The organism is Streptomyces cacaoi, from assembly GCF_006539165.1.
Lineage (GTDB): Bacteria > Actinomycetota > Actinomycetes > Streptomycetales > Streptomycetaceae > Streptomyces > Streptomyces cacaoi.
The window spans coordinates 105,027-127,622 of sequence record NZ_BJMM01000007.1 but is presented as its reverse complement, the minus strand read 5'-3'; the positions used below and the strand labels follow the sequence as shown (position 1 = coordinate 127,622).

General features: G+C 72.6%; 17 protein-coding genes. 13 read left to right on the top strand and 4 right to left on the bottom strand.

The annotated features are described in order from the left end of the window. Positions 1-48: 48 nt before the first annotated feature. The 9 genes from SCA03_RS09660 to SCA03_RS09620 all read left to right on the top strand — a co-directional run bounded on the left by SCA03_RS09660 (position 49) and on the right by SCA03_RS09620 (position 12,365). Complete coding sequence (locus tag SCA03_RS09660; RefSeq protein ID WP_086817249.1) at positions 49-1,806, top strand: dolichyl-phosphate-mannose--protein mannosyltransferase; 1,758 nt, start codon at positions 49-51, stop codon at positions 1,804-1,806. Between the two features lie 617 nt (positions 1,807-2,423). After that, positions 2,424-4,067: a penicillin-binding transpeptidase domain-containing protein gene (locus SCA03_RS09655; protein ID WP_030891436.1), complete on the top strand. Its 1,644-nt coding sequence runs from the start codon at positions 2,424-2,426 to the stop codon at positions 4,065-4,067. 148 nt (positions 4,068-4,215) lie between these two features. Beyond that, entirely contained in the window at positions 4,216-4,758 is a 543-nt protein-coding gene (locus SCA03_RS09650) for a YbaK/EbsC family protein (RefSeq protein WP_086818038.1), read from the top strand. Next, positions 4,755-5,618, top strand: coding sequence for an EamA family transporter (locus tag SCA03_RS09645; RefSeq protein ID WP_086818037.1), 864 nt, complete (start codon positions 4,755-4,757; stop codon positions 5,616-5,618). The genes SCA03_RS09650 and SCA03_RS09645 overlap by 4 nt, the downstream gene beginning before the upstream one ends. Positions 5,619-5,712: 94 nt before the next feature. Next, on the top strand, positions 5,713-7,566 hold the full coding sequence (locus SCA03_RS09640; RefSeq protein WP_141275308.1) for an ABC-F family ATP-binding cassette domain-containing protein: 1,854 nt from the start codon (positions 5,713-5,715) through the stop codon (positions 7,564-7,566). 525 nt (positions 7,567-8,091) lie between these two features. Next, positions 8,092-8,802, top strand: a complete 711-nt coding sequence (locus SCA03_RS09635) for an outer membrane protein assembly factor BamB family protein (protein ID WP_086818192.1) — start codon at positions 8,092-8,094, stop codon at positions 8,800-8,802. After that, complete coding sequence (locus SCA03_RS09630) at positions 8,799-9,428, top strand: PQQ-binding-like beta-propeller repeat protein (RefSeq protein WP_141275307.1); 630 nt, start codon at positions 8,799-8,801, stop codon at positions 9,426-9,428. Before SCA03_RS09635 ends, SCA03_RS09630 begins: the two co-directional genes overlap by 4 nt. A gap of 223 nt (positions 9,429-9,651) precedes the next feature. Further along, a complete protein-coding gene (locus SCA03_RS09625) occupies positions 9,652-11,409 on the top strand; it encodes a PQQ-binding-like beta-propeller repeat protein (protein ID WP_086818190.1) in 1,758 nt (585 codons plus the stop codon). A gap of 248 nt (positions 11,410-11,657) precedes the next feature. Further along, positions 11,658-12,365 (top strand): LuxR C-terminal-related transcriptional regulator, encoded by a 708-nt coding sequence (locus tag SCA03_RS09620; RefSeq protein ID WP_037851020.1) that lies wholly within the window; start codon positions 11,658-11,660, stop codon positions 12,363-12,365. 78 nt (positions 12,366-12,443) lie between these two features. Here SCA03_RS09620 and SCA03_RS09615 read toward each other — a convergent pair whose 3' ends face one another. Beyond that, a complete protein-coding gene (locus tag SCA03_RS09615) occupies positions 12,444-12,797 on the bottom strand; it encodes a hypothetical protein (protein ID WP_371863907.1) in 354 nt (117 codons plus the stop codon). A 22-nt stretch (positions 12,798-12,819) separates the two neighbouring features. Continuing rightward, positions 12,820-14,490, bottom strand: coding sequence for a sodium:solute symporter family protein (locus SCA03_RS09610; RefSeq protein WP_030877365.1), 1,671 nt, complete (start codon positions 14,488-14,490; stop codon positions 12,820-12,822). A gap of 254 nt (positions 14,491-14,744) precedes the next feature. Here SCA03_RS09610 and galT point away from each other — a divergent pair, with 254 nt between their 5' ends. The 4 genes from galT to SCA03_RS09590 all read left to right on the top strand — a co-directional run bounded on the left by galT (position 14,745) and on the right by SCA03_RS09590 (position 19,150). After that, entirely contained in the window at positions 14,745-15,887 is a 1,143-nt protein-coding gene (galT, locus tag SCA03_RS09605) for a galactose-1-phosphate uridylyltransferase (RefSeq protein WP_086814779.1), read from the top strand. 40 nt (positions 15,888-15,927) lie between these two features. Then, the gene (galE, locus tag SCA03_RS09600) at positions 15,928-16,911 is read left to right on the top strand and encodes a UDP-glucose 4-epimerase GalE (RefSeq protein ID WP_086814780.1); all 984 of its coding nucleotides are present in this window, start codon (positions 15,928-15,930) and stop codon (positions 16,909-16,911) included. Continuing rightward, on the top strand, positions 16,908-18,059 hold the full coding sequence (gene galK / locus SCA03_RS09595) for a galactokinase (RefSeq protein WP_030877372.1): 1,152 nt from the start codon (positions 16,908-16,910) through the stop codon (positions 18,057-18,059). Before galE ends, galK begins: the two co-directional genes overlap by 4 nt. A gap of 260 nt (positions 18,060-18,319) precedes the next feature. Continuing rightward, positions 18,320-19,150: a helix-turn-helix transcriptional regulator gene (locus SCA03_RS09590; protein WP_030877377.1), complete on the top strand. Its 831-nt coding sequence runs from the start codon at positions 18,320-18,322 to the stop codon at positions 19,148-19,150. A 73-nt stretch (positions 19,151-19,223) separates the two neighbouring features. Here the strand turns inward: SCA03_RS09590 and SCA03_RS09585 are convergent, their stop codons facing one another. Together SCA03_RS09585 and SCA03_RS09580 are read right to left on the bottom strand one after the other, a co-directional pair. Further along, positions 19,224-21,209: a beta-galactosidase gene (locus SCA03_RS09585; RefSeq protein WP_086814782.1), complete on the bottom strand. Its 1,986-nt coding sequence runs from the start codon at positions 21,207-21,209 to the stop codon at positions 19,224-19,226. A gap of 91 nt (positions 21,210-21,300) precedes the next feature. Next, a complete protein-coding gene (locus tag SCA03_RS09580; RefSeq protein ID WP_037851108.1) occupies positions 21,301-22,056 on the bottom strand; it encodes an SDR family NAD(P)-dependent oxidoreductase in 756 nt (251 codons plus the stop codon). Positions 22,057-22,596 lie beyond the last annotated feature (540 nt).

The following is a 22,596-nucleotide window of genomic DNA, read 5'->3' as shown; positions in this document are numbered from 1 at the left end:
CGCAGCGCCCGCCACGCGCCCGAGCACAGCGCCCCGGCTATCCCTACGATGGCCCGCGTGACGAGCAGCGACACCGCGACGGACACGCGGCAGCGGCAGGACGGCAGCCGGCAGCCGACCACCTGGCAGGCCCGCCTGCGCCGCTTCGGGTACCTCCCCCGCCCGCGCCCCGGTGTCCGCGACCGGCTGCTGCCGCCGTTCCCCACGCCCGACCCGCGGCTGCCGGCCCTGTTCGGGCTGCGGCCCGAGACCGCGGCCCGGTTCGCCCGCTGGGCGGCCTGGGGCGGTCCCGTGCTGGTCGCGCTGGTGGCCGGGGTGCTGCGGTTCTGGCAGCTGGGCTCGCCGCACGCCGTCATATTCGACGAGACGTACTACGCCAAGGACGCCTGGTCGCTGCTGCACTACGGCTACGAGGGCACCTGGCCGGACGACGCCAACGCCCGGATCCTGGACGATCCGCAGCGCATCCCCCTCTCGCCGGAGGGCTCCTACGTCGTCCATCCCCCCATCGGGAAATGGATCATCGCGCTGGGCGAATGGGCCTTCGGGCTCGACCCGTTCGGCTGGCGGTTCATGACGGCCCTCCTCGGCACCCTCTCGGTGCTGATGCTCTGCCGCATCGGGCGCCGGCTGTTCCGCTCCACCCTGCTGGGCTGCCTCGCCGGCGCCCTGATGGCCGTCGACGGGCTGCACTTCGTGATGAGCCGCACCGCGCTGCTCGACCTCGTCGTCATGTTCTGGGTGCTGGCCGCCTTCGGCTGCCTCCTCGTCGACCGCGACAGAACCCGCGCCCTCCTGGCACGCAAACTGCCCCCGCTCGTCGCCGACGGCGACGGCACGGGCCCGCACGACGGCGAACTCGCGCCCGACGCGCACATCGGGGACAGCGCGAGCCTGGGCGTGCGGCCCTGGCGGCTGCTGGCCGGGCTCTGCCTCGGCCTCGCCTGCGCCACCAAGTGGAACGGCCTGTACGTGCTCGCCGCGTTCGGGATCCTCACCGTGCTGTGGGACATGGGCGCACGCCGCACCGCGGGCGCCTCCCGCCCCTTCCTCGCCATGCTGCGCAAGGACTCCTACTGGGCGTTCCTCTCGCTGCCGGTCGTCGCCCTCGTCACCTATGTCGCCTCCTGGACGGGCTGGTTCGCCACCTCCGGCGGCTACTTCCGCAACTGGGCCGCCGAGGAGGGCGCCGGCGGGCCCTGGGGCTGGCTGCCCGGGCCGCTGCGCAGCCTGTGGCACTACGAGGCCGAGGTCTACGACTTCCACGTCAACCTCACCTCGGGGCACACCTACCAGTCCAACCCCTTCAGCTGGCTCGTCCTGGGCAGGCCCGTCTCCTACTTCTACGAGTCGCCCGAGGCCGGGCAGGCCGGCTGCCGGGACCGCGAGGGGTGCGCGCGCGAAGTGCTGGCGCTCGGCACGCCCGTGCTGTGGTGGGTGGCCTGCGCGGCCCTCGTCTACGTGCTGTACCGGTGGTTCTTCCGGCGCGACTGGCGTGCCGGGGCCGTCCTGTGCGGGGTCGCCGCCGGGTACCTGCCCTGGTTCATGTACCAGGAGCGCACCATCTTCCTCTTCTACGCCGTCGTCTTCCTGCCGTTCCTGTGCCTGGCGGTGGCCATGGCGGCGGGGGCGGTGGCCGGGCCGCCCGGCACCGGGGACAGACGGCGGACCGTCGGTGTCGTCGGTACCGGGGTCGTCGTACTGCTCGTCATCTGGAACTTCATCTACTTCTGGCCCATTTACACCGGGCAGACGATTCCGATGGAGGCGTGGCGGCACCGGATGTGGTTCGACACGTGGATCTGAGGGGGCGCTGCGCCGGCTCTGCCTCGGTGTGGTTGCTCTTCCTTCGTGTGCTCGCCTTGCCGGGTGTTGCTTGCCTCACCGGGCGTGTTCTTGCCTTATCGCGTAGTGGGGCTCACGTTCGCTGTTCCTTGCTGACTGTTCATCGCTTCGCTCCTGTTATGGGGCTTCGCCCCTTTCCCCGTTGGCCTCGCCGGCCGGGCGTCGGGGGGGGCTTTCGCCCCCTCTAGGAGACCCCCGCTGCGTGGTGCCTGCTGGTTGTCGTCGCGCCTGTTGCGGTGGGTGGGAATAACGGGGGGCCGGGGGGTGGTTGCGGGGGGTGTGAGGTGTGGGGTGTCGGTGTGGAGCGGGGGGAATCGGGCAAGTCGGGGGCTGGGGTTCAGAGATGGTCAAAGATCTGGAACCAGACGGCCCGTGGTGCGCGTCTGCCCTCCGGGCAGGCGGAGCGGTTCCTTCCGACGGCCCGAACTCCCGGAACCGGTGAACCTGGGAAGCCTCACGACCGGTTTTCGGGTTCAAGCGGGCATACCGGCACACGATCTGTCATGAGCGTGCTCTAGGGTGCCTCGCAACAGGACCTCGGCGCGTGGGCCGAGGCTGGGTGGAGGGGCAGATTTCGGATGCGGGACTCTCAGAAGATGGCCGTCATCGGCGGGGTGGCCGCCGCCGTCGTCGGGCTCACCGGCGCCGGCGTGTGGGCCTTCGTCGGCAATGACGACGAGGGGGGTGACACCAAGGGCAGCGTCGCCGCCGACGGCAAGGCACCGCGCGAGGTGAAGACCGGCCCGCTGAGCGCCTCCGAAGTACGCAGCGGTGCCAAGGAGTTCCTCGGCGCCTGGAAGAGCGGCGATCTGAAGAAGGCCGCCGACCGCACCGACGACTCCGAGGCCGCTGCCAAGGCGCTCGCCGACTTCCGCAGCAAGGGCCACGCCGCCTCGGTGGATGCCACGCCCCAGGCGGCCAAGGGCGAGGACGTCCCGTTCGCGCTCACGGCCCGGATCAGCTACGGCAAGCAGAAGGCCGTGCTGAACTACGGCTCGTCCCTCCATGTCGTCCGGGACAAGAGCAGCGGCGAGCCCGTCGTCGAGTGGAAGCCGTCCGTGCTGCACCCGCAGTTGAAGAAGGGGCAGTCCATCCGGACGGACAAGGCGGGCACGCCGCCGGTGCGCGCGGTGGACCGCAACGGCTCCCCGCTGAGCAAGGACGAACACCCCACTCTCGGTGATGTCATCGACGACCTGGGGCGCCGCTACGGCGACAAGACCGAGGGCTCGGCCGGGCTTCAGACGCGCATCGTCGACGCCAAGGGCAAGACGCAGGGGCCGGTGCTCAAGCAGCTGTCGCGGCCGAAGCCGGGCGAGCTGAAGACGACGATCGACGCGAAGGCGCAGTCGGCGGCGGAGGACGCCGTCAAGGGCAAGGCCAAGGCGTCGGTCGTGGCGGTCAAGCCGTCCACGGGCGAGATCCTGGCCGTCGCCAACTCCCCGGCCACCGGCTTCAACAGCGCGCTGCGCGGTTCGCTGGCGCCGGGCTCCACCATGAAGATCGTCACCAGCGCCATGCTGCTCGACAAGGGGCTGGCCTCGCCGGGCCGGGCGCACCCGTGTCCCAAGTACGCCTCGTACGGCGGCTGGAAGTTCCAGAACCTCGACAAGTTCGACATCAAGGGCGGCACGTTCTCGCAGAGCTTCGCCCGCTCCTGCAACACCGCGTTCATCACGCAGGCGAAGAAGCTCAAGGACGACGACCTGACGAAGGAGGCCCGGGACGTCTTCGGTATCGGCCTCAACTGGAAGACGGGCACCGGCACGTTCGACGGCAGCGTGCCCGTCCAGTCCGATGCGCAGATGGCGTCCTCGCTGATCGGCCAGGGCGGTGTGCGGATGAACCCGCTCACCATGGCGTCCGTCTCCGCCACCGTGAAGGACGGCAGCTTCAAGCAGCCGTACATCGTGTCTCCTTCGCTGGACAAGCGGACCCTCGCGAAGGCGCCGCGCACGATGAAGCCGCAGGTGAACAAGGACCTCAAGGGCCTGATGCGGACGACGGCCACCAGCGGTACGGCCGCTGGCGCGCTGCGCGGCCTCAGCGGTGACGTGGGCGGCAAGACCGGCTCGGCCGAGGTCGACAACCAGAAGAAGCCCAACGCCTGGTTCACGGCCTACCGGAACGACGCGGCGGCCGCCGCCGTCGTCCCCGCCTCGGGGCACGGCGGTGACAACGCGGGCCCGATCGTCCGCAAGGTGCTGGAGGCCGCGGGCTGACGCGCCCTCCGGTGCGGACGACGCCGGGCGGTCCGTGCGCGGGCCGCCCGGCGTGCGTTTTCCGGGGCGGAGCGCACGGGAGATATGCCGCGGAGCGCGGGAGATATGCCGTCGCGGGGGCGCGGGGCGCGGCGGTAGCGTCCGGTGTATGACACAACCGGCTGCTGCTCACCCCCGTTTCGCACGCGCTCTCGACGCTCTCGGCCTCGGCGAGGTGGAGGTCCGCGCCTTTCCCGAGGCGACGCGGACGGCTGCCGAGGCCGCCGCGGCGATCGGCTGCGAGCTGGAACAGATCGTCAAATCCCTGGTGTTCGAGGCGGACGGCAGCCCGGTGCTGGTGCTCATGGACGGCGGTTCGCGGGTCGATGTGGCGCGGGTGAGCGAGGTGCTCGGCGGGGCCGAGGTGCGCCGGGCCACGGCGAAGACCGTGCGGGAGGCGACGGGTTACGCGATCGGCGGCGTCCCGCCGTTCGGTCATGCGACGACGATGCGGGTGCTGGCCGACCGCGGGCTCCTCGCGCACCACACGGTCTGGGCCGCCGCCGGCACCCCGCACGCCGTCTTCCCGCTCGACCCCCAGGCGTTGATCGCACACGCGGGCGGCACGCTCGCCGAGGTGCGCGAGGGCGCGGCGGACGAGGGGATCCGCCGGGCACCGGCCGCCGGAACGAGCGGTGCGGGTGAACGGTGACGCCGCTGGTCGTCGCGGCTGTTCTGCTCGCCGCGCTGGCCCACGCCACCTGGAGCGCGCTGGCGCACGGCATACGTGATCAGCTGCTGGCCTTCACGCTGGTCGGCGGGGGCGGCGCGGTGTGCGGCGCGCTCCTCGCGTGCTTCGCGCCGCTGCCGGCCGCGGAGGCGTGGCCGCCGCTGCTGATCTCGGCCGTGCTGCACGTCGTCTACATGACGCTGCTGATGCGCTCCTTCCAGCTGGGCGAGTTCGGACAGATGTACCCGATAGCGCGGGGCACGTCGCCGCTGGTGGTGACGGTGCTGTCGGCGGTCTTCCTGCACGAGCTGCCGGACGCGTGGCAGCTCACGGGCGTGCTGCTGGCCTCGGCCGGGCTGCTCGGGGTCTCGCTGTGGGGGCTGCGCGGCCGGCGGGCCGCGCCGGGGGCCGGTGCGCAGGGGCCCGCGCTGGTGGCGGCGTTGTGCACGGGGCTGGCGATCGCCACGTACACCACCGTCGACGGGGTCGGGGTGCGGGCCTCGGGCTCCGCGCTCGGCTACATCGCCTGGCTGATGATCTTCGAGGGGCTGGCCATCCCCGCCTACGCGTTCGCGACCCGGCGCCGCCGGCTGGTCGAGCAGCTCCGCCCCGTCGCGGCCCGTGGCCTGCTGGGCGGCGCGCTGTCGGTGGCCGCGTACGGGCTGGTGCTGTGGGCGCAGACGCGGGCGCCGCTCGCGCCGGTGGCGGCGCTGCGCGAGTCCTCGATCATCGCGGGTGCCGCGATCGGTGCGCTGTTCTTCAAGGAGCGCTTCGGATGGCCGCGGACGGCGGCGAGCGTGCTGATGGTGGGCGGTATCGCGCTGATGCTGCACGGCAGTTGATCTTCGTTCGGGGTACCGGGAACGCTTTCGCGCCACGGTGACTACCCTGGAGCGTTGGCGCCGGATCCGGGGCCTCGTAGGCAACAGGAGAGAGATGGCTGTCAACCTCGTCAACCTCGAAGCCGTCGACAAGGTGTACGGCACCCGAGCCCTGCTCGACGGCCTCTCGCTCGGCGTGAGCGAGGGCGACCGGATCGGTGTCGTCGGCCGGAACGGGGACGGGAAGACGACGCTGATCCACGTCCTGTCCAAGCTGGAGGAGCCCGACGGCGGCCGGGTCACCCATGCGAACGGCCTGCGCCTGGGCGTCCTCACCCAGCACGACGCGCTCGACCCGGCGGCCACCGTCCGGCACGAGGTCGTCGGCGACATGGCCGACCACGAGTGGGCCGGCGACGCCCGGATCCGCGATGTGCTCACCGGCCTGTTCGGCGGGCTGGACCTGCCGGGCTTCCCGCTGGGCCTGGACACCGTGATCGGCCCGCTCTCCGGTGGTGAGCGCCGCCGGATCGCCCTGGCCAAGCTGCTGATCGCCGAGCAGGATCTGATCGTGCTCGACGAGCCCACCAACCACCTCGACGTCGAAGGCATCTCCTGGCTCGCCGCCCATCTGCGCAACCGCCGCTCCGCGCTGGTGTGCGTCACCCACGACCGCTGGTTCCTCGACCAGGTCGCCACCCGCATGTGGGATGTGCAGCGCGGCACCGTGCACGAGTACGAGGGCGGCTACTCCGACTACGTGTTCGCGCGGGCCGAGCGGGAGCGCATCGCACAGCAGGAGGAGACCAAGCGGCAGAACCTCGTCCGCAAGGAGCTGGCGTGGCTGCGCCGCGGCGCCCCGGCCCGCACCAGCAAGCCGCGGTTCCGGATCGAGGCCGCGAACGCGCTGATCGAGGGGGAGCCGCCGCCGCGCGACAGCCAGGAGCTGATGCGCTTCGCCGGCTCCCGGCTCGGCAAGACCGTCCTGGACATGGAGGACGTGACCCTCCAGGCCGGTGACAAGCTGCTGCTCAAGCATCTGACCTGGCAGCTCGGGCCGGGCGACCGGATCGGCCTGGTCGGCGTCAACGGCGCCGGCAAGACCTCGCTGCTGCGGGCCCTCGCCGAGACCGCGCACACGGCGGGTGAGCACACCTCCCCGCTGGTCACCGGCGGCCGGATCAAGGTCGGCAAGACGGTGAAGCTGGCGTACCTCTCCCAGGAGGTCGCCGAGCTGGACCCCGCGTGGCGGGTGCTGGAGGCCGTGGAAGCGGTGCGCTCCCGGGTCGATCTCGGCAAGGGGCGCGAGATGACCGCCTCCCAGCTGTGCGAGAAGTTCGGCTTCACCAAGGACAAGCAGTGGACGCCGGTCGGTGATCTCTCCGGCGGTGAGCGGCGCCGGTTGCAGATCCTGCGGCTGCTGATGGGCGAGCCGAACGTCCTCTTCCTGGACGAGCCCACCAACGACCTCGACATCGAGACCCTCACACAGCTGGAGGACCTGCTCGACGGCTGGGCCGGCTCCCTCGTCGTCATCTCCCACGACCGCTACTTCGTCGAGCGCACCACCGACCGGGTCTTCGCGCTCCTCGGCGACGCCACGCTGCGGATGCTGCCGCGCGGTATCGACGAGTACCTGGAGCGCCGGGCACGTATCGCCGCGGCGACAGCGGGACCGGCCACCGCGTCCCCGGCCTCCGGTACCGCGGCGGGTTCCGCGCCGGCGGCGGCGTCCGCCCCGGCCAAGCCGGCCGGGCTCTCCCGGGCCGCGCAGAAGGAGATGCAGCGCATCGAGCGTCAGCTGGAGAAGGCCGAGGCACGCGAGACGGAGCTGCACTCCGCGATGGCCGAGCACGCCACGGACTTCGAGCGCGTCGCGAGCCTGGACGAGGAGCTGCGGGAGGTCCGGGGCCAGCGCGAGGAACTGGAGCTGCGCTGGCTGGAGTTGGCCGAGTCCGAAGGGGCGTGACATGTCCACGGTGGCCGGTGGTACAAAGGGTGCCGCTCCGTAGCCGACCGACGGCGGGCGGTGCCCTCGACCGCTGACACCACCGTGGAGCCGGGCCCGCCCCGTCGCCCCACCGACGCCGAGGTCCCCATGTCGCAGCAGCCCCCGCCCCCGCCGCCGTCGCAACCGCCGTCGCAGCCACCGGGCGGCGAGCCCGGTCGGCCCCCGGCCCCGCCCGGCTTCGGCCCGCCGCCGGACGTCGGCCCGCCCGCGGGAAACCCCGCGGAAACCCCGGCCACGGGCGGCGAAACCCCGGCCACGGGCGGCCCGCCTGCCGGACCTCCGCAGCCCGCCGCGCCCGCACCGCCTGCCGGGCCTCCGTCCCCTGCCGGACCGCCGTCTCCTGCCGGACCGCCGTCTCCTGCCGGACCGCCGTACCCGGCAGCTCCGGCAGCTCCGCCGGTCCCGCCCGCTTTCCCACCGCCCGGTCCGGGCGGCGCCCCACCCGGCGGTGGCGGAAACCGCAACCGCACGCTGCTGGGGATCGTGGCCGCCGTCGTGGCCGTCGCGCTCGTCGCGGGCGGCGTCCGGCTGTTCGGCGGGGACGGCGGTGACGGGGACGGCGGCGGTCCGGGCGGGGACGGGAAGGCGGCGGGCGACCATGTCGCCGGCGGGAAACCGGCCGAGCAGCTGTTCTCGCTCAAGCAGCCGGACACCCACGTCAAACGCGAGGACGCCCCGCTGGCCGCGGGCAGTTGGATCACCCGCAAGATCTATGCGAAGACCAGCCTGAACGCGGTGGAGGGCCACCGCGTCGACGGGGGCAGGCGTGCCTGGAACCTGCCGCTGGCCGGTCCTTCCTGCGCGGCGTCCCCGCACATGACCGACGAGCACGTCACCGCCATCGCCTTCGACAAGGGCAGCGACGGCTGTAGCGCGGTCGCGGCCTTCGACGTCGACACGGGCGAGAAGCTGTGGGAGAAGCCGCTGGCCGAGGACGAGTTCGGGTTCGGCGGTGGCGATGTCAATCTGACGGTCGCCGACGGGGTCGTCGCCGCCACCTGGATCGGCGGCCATGCCGCCTACGACGTCACCAGCGGCAAGAAGCTGTGGAAGGACAACGTGGAGGAGACGTGCAGCCACGCCCGCTACGGCGGCGGTGCGCGGCTGCTGGCGGTCCTGGAGTGCGGCCGCAAGGTGAGCATCCACGAACTCGATCCGCGGACGGGCAGAGGGACGTGGAGCTGCCGCAGGTGAGCGACGGGCGTTCGGTACGGCTCGTCGACACCGACCCGGTGGTCCTGCTGCTGGGCACCGACGGCGACCGGGACGAGGTCATGACGGTGACCGAGCAGGGCGAGGTGGCGGCGAGCATCAACCTCGGCAACCACTACGAACCGGGCTGTCTGCTGGGCAACATGGGCAGCGAGTCGTGCGCGAACATCGTCGCCGTGGGCGACACCGTCGTCGTCTCGCGTGGCGAGCACTCCGGCAAGGAGGGCTCCTCGGGCGACACCAACGAGGCGGTGGGCTTCGACTTCTCCAGCGGCAAGCCGAAGTGGAAGGTGGACGCGGGCGAGGGGCGCACGATCTTCCCGGTGGCCGTCGAGGACGGCAAGGTCATCGCCTACCGGCCGGCGCCGGTGGTCGGGGAGACCGCCGGCGACGTCGTCGGCATCGACCCGGCGAACGGCAAGGAACGCGGGCTGCTGCGGCTGCCGGACTCCGGCGTGGAGAAGGAGCAGGAGTTCTCGATGCCGTCGCGCTCGTGGACGCCGACGGCGACCTATGCCGAGGGCCGGTTCTTCCTCCAGGAGGATCTGCTGCGCGGGAAGGACGAGGACACGAAGAAGCCCCTCGCCCTGGCGTACGGGCCGCGCTGAGGCCGTGGCGAGCGCCGCGCCGGGCCCCTCGGCGCGGCGCTCGCGGCGGGGACGGACGTATCGATTCCGCCACGGAACCGTGGACTGGCCGGATCGTGTCCGATGGTAGAAAGAACTTCCGCTCAACTGTCTGCCACGGCAGGCCAAATGTCCGATTCGCTCGGCCCTACGGGGGTTTGAGGGGTGCCGGGCGTTCGGTCTGCCCTTTTACGAGGGATTGTTCATGTCGCAGCCGCCTCCTCCGCCTGATCAGCCGCCGTCCGGAGGCTTCGGCGCACCGCAGGAACCGCCGCAGGGACAGCCGTCCTACGGCTACCCCCAGCAGCCGGGCACACCGCCGCCGCCTCCCCCGCAGCCGCCGCAGGCCCCCGCGGCCCCGCCGGGCATGCCGCAGACACCACCGCCGTCCCCGCCCGCCTCGCAGTCCGGCTACGGCTACCCGCAGCAGCCGGGTCAGCAGCCCGGCTACGGCTATCCCCAACAGCCGGGTCAGCCGGGCGGTTTCGGCGCCCCGACGCCGCCTCCGCCGCAGGGCCCGTACGCGCAGCAGCCGGGGATGTACCCGTCGTACGACACCTCCGGCGGGATGCCGGGCGGCGGCGGGGGCGGCCGGAGCAACTCGAAGGTCATCGGCATCGTCGCCGCCGTCGTCGCCGTGCTGCTCGTGGCGGGCGGCGGCGTCTTCTTCCTGACGAAGGACGACGGCAAGAAGGACGAGGCCAAGGGCGACGACAAGGCCAACGAGCAGTCGGACGGCCCGCAGAAGCCCAAGAGCACCAAGGGCTCGCAGATCGTCGACTGGGATGCGCCCACGGTCAAGGACATCACCACCGTCAGCGGCAACTGGGCGACGGACAAGGTGTTCGCCAAGCCGTCGCTGCGCAAGCTGGTCGTCCAGGACCTGGACAGCGGCAAGAAGACGGACGTGCCGCTGCGCGGCAACGTGTGCGCCGCGTCCAACAACATGACCAAGGACCACAAGATCGCGCTGGTGGTGCAGGAGACGATCTCCAACAGCGCGGACTGCACCCGGATGGTCATCGTCGATCTGGACGCGAAGAAGATCGCGTGGGACAAGACGATGCCGAACGCGGACACCCGCAGCAACGAGAACGTGGCGATCAGCGGGGACACGGTGGCCTCGGCGTGGATCGGCGGTTCGGCCGGCTACAAGATCTCCTCGGGCAAGAAGCTGTGGGAGGCCAAGCCGAGCGACTGCCGTGACAAGGGCTACCAGGGCGGCAAGTCGCTGGTGGCCGTCGTCGAGTGCGGCTCGGACTACGACAAGCCGCAGGTGTCGGTGCAGAAGCTCGACCCGGACACGGGCAAGGCGACGTGGAAGTACGAGCCGCCGAAGGGCGTGAAGAACGTCCGGGTGGCCTCGACCGATCCGCTGGTGCTGGTCGTCGGCGCCGGTGACGAGCTGACCAGCGATGTGATGGCCATCAGCGACGACAAGAAGCTCCAGAGCAAGATCTCGCTGGGCGAGCGCTACAACAAGCCCTGCGAGCTGGAGGTCAACGCCTGCTACGCGATGGCCGTCGGGCCGGACACGATCTATCTGACGACCACGCAGCACACGGAGCCCAGCGCCGACGGCTCGGCGCGGACGAACGACGTGATGGCCTTCGACATCTCCACCGGCAAGCCCAAGTGGAAGTCGGCGGCGGGCAAGAACCGGGAGATCATCCCGTTCCGGATGGAGGGCGGCCACATCCTGGCGTACAAGCTGCCGCCGTACGACGCGGGCGGCCAGATCGTCTCCCTCGACCCGAAGGACGGGAAGCAGACGAAGCTGCTCCAGATGCCGCGGTCCGAGGTGGGCCAGGGCGAGCAGGCGTTCTCGGTCAGCCCGGACTCGGTCGACCAGCCGCTGCTGTTCGAGAACGGCCGGTTCTTCCTGAGCGACAACCTCGTCTCCGACCGGGAGCCGTCCGACGGGGAGGTCCCCAAGCTCGCGGCCGGTTTCGGCCCGAAGTGAGCCGCCGGGACCGCACCGTCTGACCCGACAGCCCGTTTCGTACCGCGAGTTCGGCCCGCCACGCACGCCGTGGCGGGCCGACGCGCGTCAGGGACCGGTTTCCGCCCGGTGTGCGGCGCCGTCCGGTCTCCCGCGGGGATTTCGTTTCGTAGGGGGCGCGGAACGCGCGGTGAGCGTGTAGCTTCCCCCGGACAGGAAGGGCGGCTGGGGGAGCCGGCCCTTCGACGTGGAGTCTGTGGGGGGACGTGATGAGCGTGCGGCTCATGGTGGTCGACGATCACCGCCTGCTCGCCGAAGCCCTGGCCTCGGCGCTGAAGCTCCGCGGCCACCGCGTGCTGGCGGCCGCGGCACCGAGCGCGGGCGCCGCCGACCTGGTGATCAGCCGGGCGCCCGAGGTGTGCCTGCTGGGCACGGCGTCCCCGGCGGAGCCCGGGGTGTTCGACCCGGTGGTGCGGATCAAACGGGAGAAGCCGCAGATCGCGGTGGTGGTGCTGGGCCCGGTGCCCAACCCCCGCGGGATCGCGGCGGCGTTCGCGGCGGGTGCGTCCGGCTATGTGCGCCACGACGAGCGGATAGAGGGCGTCGAGCGGGCGATGGTCAAGGCGCGGGCGGGGGAGGCCGCGGTGGCGCCGCAGCTGCTCCAGCAGTCGTTCACCGAGCTGTTGAACCCGGTCGGCGAGCCGGACGACGAGGGCGCCCGGCTGTTGCAGATGCTGACGCCGCGCGAGGTGGAGGTCCTGGTGCGGGTGGCCGAGGGCGAGGACACCCGGCTGATCGCCGCGGGGATGAGCATCGCCCCGAGCACGGCCCGCACGCATGTGCAGCGGGTCCTGATGAAGCTGGGCGTCGGCTCCCGGCTGGAGGCGGCGGCGCTCGCGGCCCGCACGGGCCTGCTGGAGCGCGCGGGCCCCGCCCCGTCGGGACCGGGGGACGAGCCGGGCCCCGCCCCTTCCTGACACCGGCGTGCGCCGGGGGCGGGAGGGGACGGGGCCCGGATGCGCCGGGCCGCCCGACTCACGGGCGGGAGGCGGCTGTTACCCGGTGCCGTTCTCCTTCGGCTGCTCCTCGTCGGTCGCCGAGGGCGGCGGGATGGTCGGGCTGAGCCGCAGCCAGACGAGGAAGACGATGCCGAGGACGAGCATGGCCAGCCCCGTCCACAGGTTGATGTTGATGTCCTGGGCCTTCTTGAGGTCCGCGTCGGAGGCGAAGACCCCGGCGAGGGTCACGATCACGCCGTAGACCACGAACAGGCCGCCGATGATGCGGCGTACGTCGAAGAGGCGGGCGGCGGTCTCGGAGCGCCGCTCCAGCTCCTCGACCTCCTTGGCCATCCGTTCGGCCGCGGTCGCTTCCGTGGTGCCGTGCTGGGGAGTGCTGTTGTCGCTCATGGGGCTCGGTGTCCTTCGCTGCTCAGAAGGAGAAGGGGATGTAGCAGACGGCGGCGAGGATGATCGCACCCCAGCCCAGCAGGGCGGGCTTGCGGTACCACGCGTCGTCGCCCTTGGCCGGCGGTTCCTCCAGGCCCGGCGAGACGGTCCCGTAGACGAGTCCGGCGAGCTGGTCGGCGGGCTTCGGCCGGGTGACGAGGGTGACGACGAGCATCACGACGGCGCCGACGACGAAGGCGACGATCGAGGAGACGAAGTTGGCGCCCTGGTCGCTGGGGATGTCGATGACGCCCTGCTTGTAGAACCAGAAGTAGTTGATCATCGCCGCGACGGTGCCGGACAGCAGGCCCCAGAACCCGGCGGCCGGGGTGGTCCGCTTCCAGAACATGCCGATGATGAACACCACGAACAGCGGGACGTTGAAGAAGGAGAACAGCGTCTGGAGGTAGTTCATGATGTTGCTGAACGAGGACGCGATGAACGCGGTCCCCATGCCGATCAGCACACCGACGACCGTGACGACGCGGGCCGTGCGCACGTAGTACGCGTCGGGCTTGTCCTTCTTGAGATAGGCGGCCCAGATGTCGTTGGTGAACACGGTGTTGAACGAGGAGATGTTCGCCGCCATGCCCGCCATGAACGCGGCCAGCAGGCCGGTCACGGCGATGCCGAGCACACCGTTGGGCAGCAGATCGCGCATCAGCACCGGGATGGCGTGGTTGTAGTCGAGCCCGCTGCCCGGCTTGCCCAGCGCGGGCTCCATGACGAGCGCGATCAGCCCGGGGACGACCACCACGGCCGGGATGAGGATCTTGGGGAAGGCGGCGATGAGCGGGGTGCGCCGGGCGGCGGAGAGGTTCTTCGCCGACAGGGCGCGCTGCACCTCGGCGAAGTTGGTCGTCCAGTAGCCGAAGCTCATCACGAAGCCCAGACCGAGCACGATGGTCAGCCAGTTGGCGCCCAGTGGATTGTCCGAGCCGATCCCGGTGCCCTCCCAGGCGGTCATGAAGGCGTTGCCGTGGTCCCCGGTGAGTTTGTCGCTCATGCCGTCCCAGCCGCCGACGCGCTTGAGGCCGACGATGGTCAGCGGGATGAGCGCGGCCAGGATGACGAAGAACTGGAGCACCTCGGTGTAGATGGCCGAGGAGAGGCCGCCGAGGGTGATGTAGGCGAGGACGAAGAAGCCCGCGACGACGATGGCGACCCACTCCGGCCAGCCCAGCAGCGCCTCCAGCACGATCGCGAGCGCGTAGAGGTTGACGCCGGCGATCAGTACGGCGGAGACGGCGAAGATGATCGAGCTGAGCAGATGGGAGGAGGGGCCGAACCGGTGCAGCAGGAACTCCGGCACCGAGCGGACCTTCGAGCCGTAGTAGAACGGCATCATCACCAGGCCCAGGAAGACCATCGCCGGGACGGCGCCGATCCAGTACCAGTGCACGGTGTAGGCGCCGTACTGCGCGCCGTTGGCGGCCATGCCCAGGATCTCGGTGGCGCCGAGGTTGGCCGCGACGAAGGCCAGGCCGGTGATCCACGCGGGGAGCGACCGTCCGGACAGGAAGAAGTCGAGGCTCGTCTTGACGCTGGTCCGGGCGGCGAAGCCGATCCCGAGCACGACGGCGAAGTAGATGCCGAGAAGTGTGTAGTCAAGGGCGTTGGTCGGAAGCCGTAGCCCTTCGGCCAGGTGCAACATGGATCACTCGCTTCGTTGCGCGATCGGAACGGACGTGAAGGTACCTGGAACCGTTCACCTTCTGAAAGGAGTCTTGCTGAGGTTTGTTTGATTGTGATGAAAACGGATGGGGGACGGTGAGTGAGCCGGACGCCTTGGGTGGTATGCGGCTTTTGTAGCGTGGGACGCCGGGAACTCGGCCCGTTGATCTTGCTGTTGGCTCATGGTTCCTTGTGTGTGATTATGTTCAGGTCAAGGAACGAGGAGCTCGCCCGGTGAAGAAGACCTCACACCGTCTCGCCGATGGCCGCGAGATCATCTACTACGACCTGCGTGACGACGTGACCCGCGAGGCCGTCGATCACCGCCCGCTGCCCCCGGCCCAGGCACACTCCGAGATCCGCCACGATCCGCTGCTGGACGACTGGGTCGGCGTCACCGCGCACCGCAACGTGCGCACCTACCACCCGCCGGCCGACGAGTGCCCGCTGTGCCCCTCCCGTGAGGGGCGGATGAGCGAGATCCCCGAACCCGGTTACGACGTCGCGGTGTTCGAGAACCGCTTCCCCTCCTTCGCCGGCGAGCCGGGCCTGGAGAACGCCGCCGACGCCGCCCCCGGCGAGCCGGGACTGTTCCGCAACCGGCCCGGCGCCGGGCGCTGCGAGGTGGTCGCCTTCACCGCCGACCACAACGCCTCCTTCGCCGACCTGAGCGAGGAACAGGCCCGTCTCGTCCTGGACGTGTGGACGGACCGCACCGCCGAACTCGCCCGCCACCCCGGCGTCGAGCAGGTCTACGTCTTCGAGAACCGGGGCGAGGAGATCGGCGTGACCCTCCCGCACCCGCACGGCCAGATCTACGGCTATCCGTTCACCACGCCGCGCACCGCACGGATGCTGCGCTCCGTGGCCGACCACGCCGGGATCTCGGGGCAGCCCGGCGGCGACAACCTCTTCGACGACCTCGTCGCCCGGGAACTCGCCGACGGCGAACGGGTGGTCATCGACGGCGAGCACTGGACGGCCTTCGTGCCCTACGCCGCGCACTGGCCCTACGAGGTGCACCTCTACCCCAAGCCCCGGGTCCCGGACCTGCTCGCGCTCGACGAGCCGGCCCGCGCCGAATTCCCCGGCATCTACCTGGAGTTGCTGCGCCGCTTCGACCGGCTCTTCGGCACGGAAGAACCGCGCACCCCCTACATCGCCGCCTGGCACCAGGCGCCCTTCCCCAAGGGGCGGGGCCGCGCCGGCCGGACCGCGCTGCGCGAGGAGTTCGCGCTGCATCTGGAGCTCTTCACCATCCGACGGGCTCCCGGCAAGCTGAAGTTCCTCGCGGGTTCCGAGTCCGGCATGAATGTGTTCATCAACGACGTGCCGCCGGAGCAGGCGGCCCGCAGACTGCGGGAGGTCGCCTCGTGACACGGGGACGGCCGGGCAAGCGAGCGCAAAGGGACACGCAATGAGCAAGTACCTGGTGACCGGCGGGGCCGGTTACGTCGGAAGCGTCGTCGCGGCACATCTGCTGGCGGCCGGGCACACGGTCACCGTGCTCGACGACCTCGACACCGGCTTCGAGCGGGGCGTGCCCGCGGGCGCCGCGTTCGTCCGGGGCCGCATCCAGGAAGCGGCGGACGTGCTGGACCCGTCCTACGACGGCGTGCTCCACTTCGCCGCGCACTCCCGCGTCGGCGAGTCCGTCGAGGACCCGGAGAAGTACTGGCGCAACAACGTCGCCGGCACCCTCGATCTGCTGGCCGCGATGCGCGCCGCCCAGGTGCGCACCCTGGTGTTCTCCTCCACGGCGGCCGTCTACGGCGAGCCGGAGCGCACCCCCATCACGGAGACCGACCCCACGGCGCCCACCAGCCCCTACGGCTCCTCGAAGCTCGCCGTCGACCACATGATCGGCGGCGAGTGCGCGGCGCACGGGCTGGCCGCCGCCTCGCTGCGCTACTTCAACGTGGCCGGCGCGCACTTCACCGACGACGGCGCGGCCTACGGGGAGCGGCACGACCCCGAGACCCATCTGATCCCGCTCGTCCTCCAGGTCGCACAGGGCCGCCGGGAGTCGGTGTCCGTCTTCGGCGACGACTACCCGACCCCGGACGGCACCTGCGTGCGCGACTACATCCACGTCGCGGACCTCGCCCGCGCCCATCTGCTCGCGCTGGAGCAGGCGATGCCGGGGGAGCACCTGATCTGCAACCTGGGCAACGGCAACGGCTTCTCGGTGCGCGAGGTCATCGAGACCGTCCGCGAGGTCACCGGGCACCCGGTGCCCGAGACCGTCGCCCCGCGCCGCAGCGGCGACCCGGCCGTGCTGGTCGCCTCGGCCGACCGGGCACGCGGCGAACTGGGCTGGCGCCCCGAGCGCGCCGATCTGGCCGCCATCGTCGAGGACGCCTGGCGCTTCGCGCAGCGCGTCGCCGAGGAGTCCGCATGAGCCAGGACGCACGGCGGGGCTTCCGCGAGGTGTACGGCGCCGAGCCGGAAGGGGTGTGGGCGGCGCCGGGCCGGGTGAACCTCATCGGCGAACACACCGACTACAACGACGGCTTCGTGATGCCGCTCGCCCTGCCGCACACCGTGCACGCGGCGGCGGCCCGCCGGGACGACGGGGTGCTGCGGCTGCACTCCGGCGATGTGCCGGGCGGCGCCTTCCAGTTGGCGCTGGACGCCGTCGAGCCCGGCGCGGGCGGCGGCTGGGCCGCCTACCCGTCCGGTGTGATGTGGGCGCTGCGCGAGGCCGGACTCCCGGTGGGCGGTGCCGATGTGCACATCACCAGCACGGTGCCGACCGGCGCCGGCCTGTCCTCCTCGGCCGCGCTGGAGGTGGCCACGGGCCTGGCGCTGTCCTCGCTGTACGGGCTGGAGCTCGCACCGGAGCGGCTCGCCCGGCTGTGCCAGCGCGCCGAGAACGAGTTCGTGGGCATGCCCAGCGGAATCATGGACCAGATGGCCTCCGCCTGTTGCACCGAGGGCCATGTACTGCACCTGGACACCCGCGATCTGACGCAGCGCCAGGTGCCGTTCGACCTGCGGTCGGAGGGCCTGCTGCTGCTCGTCGTCGACACCCGCGTCAAGCACACGCTGGCCGACGGCGCCTACGCGGGGCGGCGCCGCGCCTGCGAGGCCGGCGCCCGCGCGCTGGGCATCCCGGCGCTGCGCGACGTGCCCTACGAGGAGCTGCCGGCGGCGCTCGGCCGGCTGGCGGGCGAACCGGAGGACGTGCGCCGCTGTGTGCGCCACGTCGTGACCGAGAACCGCCGGGTCGAGCGGACCATCGCGCTGCTGGACGCCGGCGACACCCGGGCCGTCGGCGAGATCCTCACCGCGGGCCACGCCTCGCTGCGCGACGACTTCCGCGTCTCGTGCGAGGAGCTGGATCTGGTCGTCGACACGGCGCTCGCCGCCGGCGCGCTCGGGGCGCGGATGACCGGCGGCGGCTTCGGCGGCTCGGCGGTCGTGCTGCTGGAGGAGACGCTGGCGCAGAAGGTGTCCGAGGCCGTGACCTCGGCGTTCGCGGACGCCGGACGGCTGGAGCCGCATGTGTTCGAGGCTGTTCCCAGCGCGGGCGCGCGGGCGCTGTGAGCCGACTGCCCCCGGGCGTGCCCGGGGGTGCACCGCACTCGTGCGTGCGCCCGGGCGTCTTTTTCTCCTCCTCCCTCCGTTGACACACCCCGTCCCTACGCTGACCCTGAAGCAACAGCACCGGTGGGGGCCGGTGTTGGTCAGGGGGCGAGACAGCCGGGTACGACGCCCGGGGGCGGGGTAGGCAGCGTGCACGGCGGCGGCCGTGCGACTGCACCCCGCTCGTACCGGGCGCCGTGCCCGCACTGCCAGGGGGTGCCATGCAACGAATCCGCGTGCTGGTGGTCGACGACCACCGCATCTTCGCCGAGTCGCTCGCCGCGGCACTGGCGGCCGAACAGGACGTCGACGTGGCCGCGGCCGGCAGCGCGACGGCCGCACTGCGCCATCTGGAGCGCGGCGCCGCCGACGGACGGCGCTTCGACGTCCTCCTCGTCGACGCCGACCTGGGCGCACCGCTGCCCCCGCCACCGGGTGCGGCACAGGCCCTCTCCGCCGCCCTTCCCGCGCCCCGCGGCAACGGCAACGGCGACGGCCCGGCGGCCGTCCCCGGCCCGGGCTTCGTCGACGGCCCGCCCGCCGCGCTGGATCCCGCGCGCGGCGTTCCCCTCGTGGCGCGGGTGCGCTCCGAACACCCCAATGTGCGCTCCGTCGTGCTGGCCGAGCGGGACGACGCCCGGCACGCGGCCGCGGCCCTCCAGGCCGGGGCGGGCGGCTGGGTCGCCAAGGACAGCTCGCTCTCCCGGCTCCTCCAGGTGATCCGCGGGGTGCTGCGCAACGAGACGCATCTGTCCCCGGCGCTGCTCACCGGCGTCCTCAAGGAGTTGACGGCCACACGGAAGCACCGCACCGAGAGCGAGCGGCTGGTGGAATCGCTCACGCCGCGCGAGCGGGAGGTGCTGCGCTGCATGGTCGCCGGGCTGGGCCGCAAGGCCGTCGCCGAGCGGCTGTACCTCTCGCCGCACACGGTCCGCACCCATATGCAGAACGTCCTCGGCAAGCTGGGTGTGCACTCGACGCTCGCCGCGGTCGCCCTGGCCCGCAAGGCGGGGGTCGGCCCCGCCGAACTGGAGCCGGCCGCGGCCCGCTGAGGCCCGCGCCGCCGGGGCCGGTGGCGTCGTTGGCGCCGGTGGGACCGCCGGGACCGTCCCGGATCGTCCCGGATCACGCCCCGGGCGGGGCCGCGGAGAGCACGGCCACACCGCCGGGCGGCAGCGTCACCTGGTAGACGGGCGCGTCGGCGTCCCGGCCGGGGGTCAGCACATCCCGCATGGGCTGCGGCAGCCGGCAACGTGCCTGCCGCGCCCCGTGGTTGAGCAGCAGCACGAACCGGGCCCCGTCGGCCGCCCGGCGCTCCGCTGCCTGCACCTCGCGGGGCAGCCCGGGCAGCACCGGCTCGGCGCCGGCCCGTGCGCAGGCGGCGCCGAGCAGCCGCTCCAGCGCCCCGGCGTCCAGCCGGGTGGCGACGTACCAGGCCACCCCGTCGCCGTAGGAGTGCCGGGTCACGGCGGGGCCGCCGGCCGCGGGGCCGCCGGTGAACCGGGCGACGGCCTCCGCGCCGTCCAGGGTGAGCACCTCCGCCCAGGCGCTGCCGTGCCCGGAGCCCGCCGGGCCGCCCTCCACGGGCACGGTGACGCCCTCGGCCAGCGGCCACGGCTCCTCCACCGTCACCCCGAGCAGTTCCCGCAGCGGCGCGGCCCAGCCGTTGCCGTGCAGCCGGGCGCTCTCGTCGACGATCCCGGAGCAGCAGCCCACCAGCAGATGCCCGCCCCCGCGCACGTATCCCGCCAGCCGGCGCGCGTCCAGGACGCTGAGCAGATGCAGATGGGGGACGACGACCAGCCGGTAGCCGGGCCCGGTCAGATCGCGGCCGGGCGGGACGACGTCGCAGGCGACATGGGAGCGCAGCAGCGGCGCGTGGTAGCGCAGCAGGAGTCCGGGGGCGTCCAGACCGGCGGCGGGCGACTGTTCGAGCGCCCACCGGCTCGGCCAGTCCAGCACCAGCGCGGCCCGTACCGCGCTCACCCGGGACCCCTCCAACTCCGCCGGTGCGGCGGCCAGTTCGTGCCCGAGCGCACGCGCCTCGGTGAACATCCGGGACGCCGTGCCCGCGTGCGGGACGAGCGCCGCCCGGAACCGTCCGGCACCGCCCCGCGGCTGCCGCCACGGCGCCGGCAGCACCGCGTCCGCGCCCTGCGCCACGGCCTGCCACGCCCGCAGCCGCAGCGCGCCCGGCGGCCACGGGCCCTCCGCCGGGCCGTGGTCCAGCAGCATCCACGGCTGGCCGCCGCCCGCGCCGCGCGCCGCGTCGAACGCCGCCGCGGCGGCGAGCGGGCCGCCCGTACCCGCCGCCTCCCCGCTCCCGGCGGCCGGCCCGAGCGCGACGACGTCCTGGTGCCGGGCCCAGCCGAACTGGTCGACGGACCCGTCCAGCGGCAGGAAGCCCGTGGTCACCGGCACTTCGGGGGTCAGCGCGCGCAGCACCTCCCGCTCGGCCAGGAAGCAGCCCAGCAGCGCGTCGTGGGTGAAGCGGCGCCGGTCCAGCAGCCGGGCCGGGTCCGGGGCGCACTCCCCGGCGGACCCGGCGTGCCCGGGGAGCCGCACCTCCTCCCACGCCCCGTACGTCTGCGACCTGACGGCCGTCGTCCAGGCCGAGTTGAGCGCGTCCAGACTGCCGTACCGGGCCCGCAGCCACTCCCGGAACGCCTCCTCGCACGCCTCGCAGCCGCACGGGCGCGCACACCCGTGCCCGCTGCCGTACACGTCGCCGATGTGCCACAGGGCCACCGCCGGATGGTCGCCGTACCGGCGGGCCAGCTGCTCCACGAGCCGGGTGGCGTAGGTGTGCCGCACCGGCCCCGACGGGCAGGCCGTACCGTCCGGCGCCGCCTCGGGATGCCGGCGCAGCAGCCAGGGCGGCGGCCCGCCCGTCATGGTGCTCAGCACGACGTCGACGCCCGCGTCGGCCAGCAGGTCCAGCGCCCGGTCCAGCCAGCCGAAGTCCCAGGCGCCCGGCGCGGGTTCGGTCCGTGCCCAGCCGTGCGTCCCGGTCCGCACCAGTGTGATCCCGGCCTCCGTCATCAGCCGGACGTCCTCGCCCCAGGTCTTCTCGGGCCACTGCTCGGGGTTCCAGTCCCCGCCGTAGTGCATCACCAGCCGCCTCCCGGTCAGCCGCACCGCACATTGCCGAGGCGCACCGGGGCACCGGTGCGCCCGTCCGCCGGCTTCCTCGCCGGCGAGGTCAGGACGAGAGCGTGCGTACGCTCCAGCCACCGTCGACGACAAGGTCCGAACCGGTCATGTACGAGGCGTCGTCGGAGAGCAGGAACGCGATGGCGGCGGCGACCTCGTCCGGCCTGCCGTGCCGCCCCGCGACCGTCTGCCCGGCGGCGCGTCTGCGCTCCTCGTCGGGGACGCCGTCCCACGCACGGGTCATCACCGGGCCCGGCAGCACGCAGTTGACCCGCACCTGCGGCCCGTACTCGACCGCGAGCTGACGCCCGAGGCCGGTCAGCCCGGCCTTGCTCGCCGCGTAGCCGGGCCGGCCCGGCAGCCCCGAGTACGCCTGCACCGAGGACGTCAGCACGATCGCGCCGTGCCGCTCGCGCAGATCGTCGAGGCAGGCGCGCACCCCGAGGAAGGCGCCGGTGAGGTTGACGCCGAGCTGCGCCTCCCAGTCGGCCAGCGCGACCGTGCCGGCCGCGCCGGGGCGCACCGTGGCGGCGTTGCTGACCAGGCCGTCCACCGGCCCGAACCCGGCCCTGGCGGTCTCCACGGCGCGCCGCCAGGCCGGTTCGTCCGTCACATCGCCCCGGACGAAGGCGGCCCGGCCACCGGCCGCGGTGATCTCCCGTGCCGTCCGGTGCCCGGCCGCCTCGTCGCAGTCGAGCAGGACGACGGCCGCGCCCTCGTCGGTGAGCCGGTGCGCGGTCGCGGCGCCGATACCCGAGCCGCCGCCGGTGATGACGACCGTGCGACCTGCGAACCGCGTCCCCATGGCCATGCGCGCGATGCTACGGCGCCCCGCCGGGCCCTGCCAGACCGCCTCGGGGGCGCACGACAGCAGCTCGACGAGGGTACGGCCGCACGGGCCCGGTCCCCGATTCCCGTCTGTGACGGGGTTGTTGGGGATGCGTCTTCACGTCCCCGCGCCCCCCCGGAGCCTCGATGCCTTCCCCGTCTCGGCGTCGCCCGCGTTTCCGTGTCTCCGCGTTTCCGCGTTTCCGTGTCTCCGCGTCCCCCGTCTCTCGGTGTCTCCCGCCGCTCGGCGTCCTTGCGCCCCCGCGCCCCCGCGTCTCCGCGTCCCGGCGTCTCCGCGCCCCGGCCTCTCCCGCGTTTCCGCGGCCTCGCTTCCCCCGGGGGCACCCGATCCCTCCTCGGGTGAACGGCTGTTGGAACCGCGTCTCCCACGTCTCCCGTGTCTCCCGTGTCTCCCGCGTCTTCCGTGTCTCCCGCGTCTCCGCGTTCCTCGTGTCTCGGCCCGCGCCCTTGCGCCCCCCGCGTCTCCATGTCCCGGTGCCCCGGCGTCTCCGCTCCT

Coding starts and splice junctions, on each gene's coding strand:
- SCA03_RS09660 (WP_086817249.1), top strand. CDS start 49: ATGGCCCGCGTGACGAGCAGCGACACCGCGACGGACACGCGGCAGCGG.
- SCA03_RS09655 (WP_030891436.1), top strand. CDS start 2,424: ATGCGGGACTCTCAGAAGATGGCCGTCATCGGCGGGGTGGCCGCCGCC.
- SCA03_RS09650 (WP_086818038.1), top strand. CDS start 4,216: ATGACACAACCGGCTGCTGCTCACCCCCGTTTCGCACGCGCTCTCGAC.
- SCA03_RS09640 (WP_141275308.1), top strand. CDS start 5,713: ATGGCTGTCAACCTCGTCAACCTCGAAGCCGTCGACAAGGTGTACGGC.
- SCA03_RS09625 (WP_086818190.1), top strand. CDS start 9,652: ATGTCGCAGCCGCCTCCTCCGCCTGATCAGCCGCCGTCCGGAGGCTTC.
- SCA03_RS09620 (WP_037851020.1), top strand. CDS start 11,658: ATGAGCGTGCGGCTCATGGTGGTCGACGATCACCGCCTGCTCGCCGAA.
- SCA03_RS09615 (WP_371863907.1), bottom strand. CDS start 12,797: ATGAGCGACAACAGCACTCCCCAGCACGGCACCACGGAAGCGACCGCG.
- SCA03_RS09610 (WP_030877365.1), bottom strand. CDS start 14,490: ATGTTGCACCTGGCCGAAGGGCTACGGCTTCCGACCAACGCCCTTGAC.
- galE (WP_086814780.1), top strand. CDS start 15,928: ATGAGCAAGTACCTGGTGACCGGCGGGGCCGGTTACGTCGGAAGCGTC.
- galK (WP_030877372.1), top strand. CDS start 16,908: ATGAGCCAGGACGCACGGCGGGGCTTCCGCGAGGTGTACGGCGCCGAG.
- SCA03_RS09590 (WP_030877377.1), top strand. CDS start 18,320: ATGCAACGAATCCGCGTGCTGGTGGTCGACGACCACCGCATCTTCGCC.
- SCA03_RS09585 (WP_086814782.1), bottom strand. CDS start 21,209: ATGCACTACGGCGGGGACTGGAACCCCGAGCAGTGGCCCGAGAAGACC.
- SCA03_RS09580 (WP_037851108.1), bottom strand. CDS start 22,056: ATGGGGACGCGGTTCGCAGGTCGCACGGTCGTCATCACCGGCGGCGGC.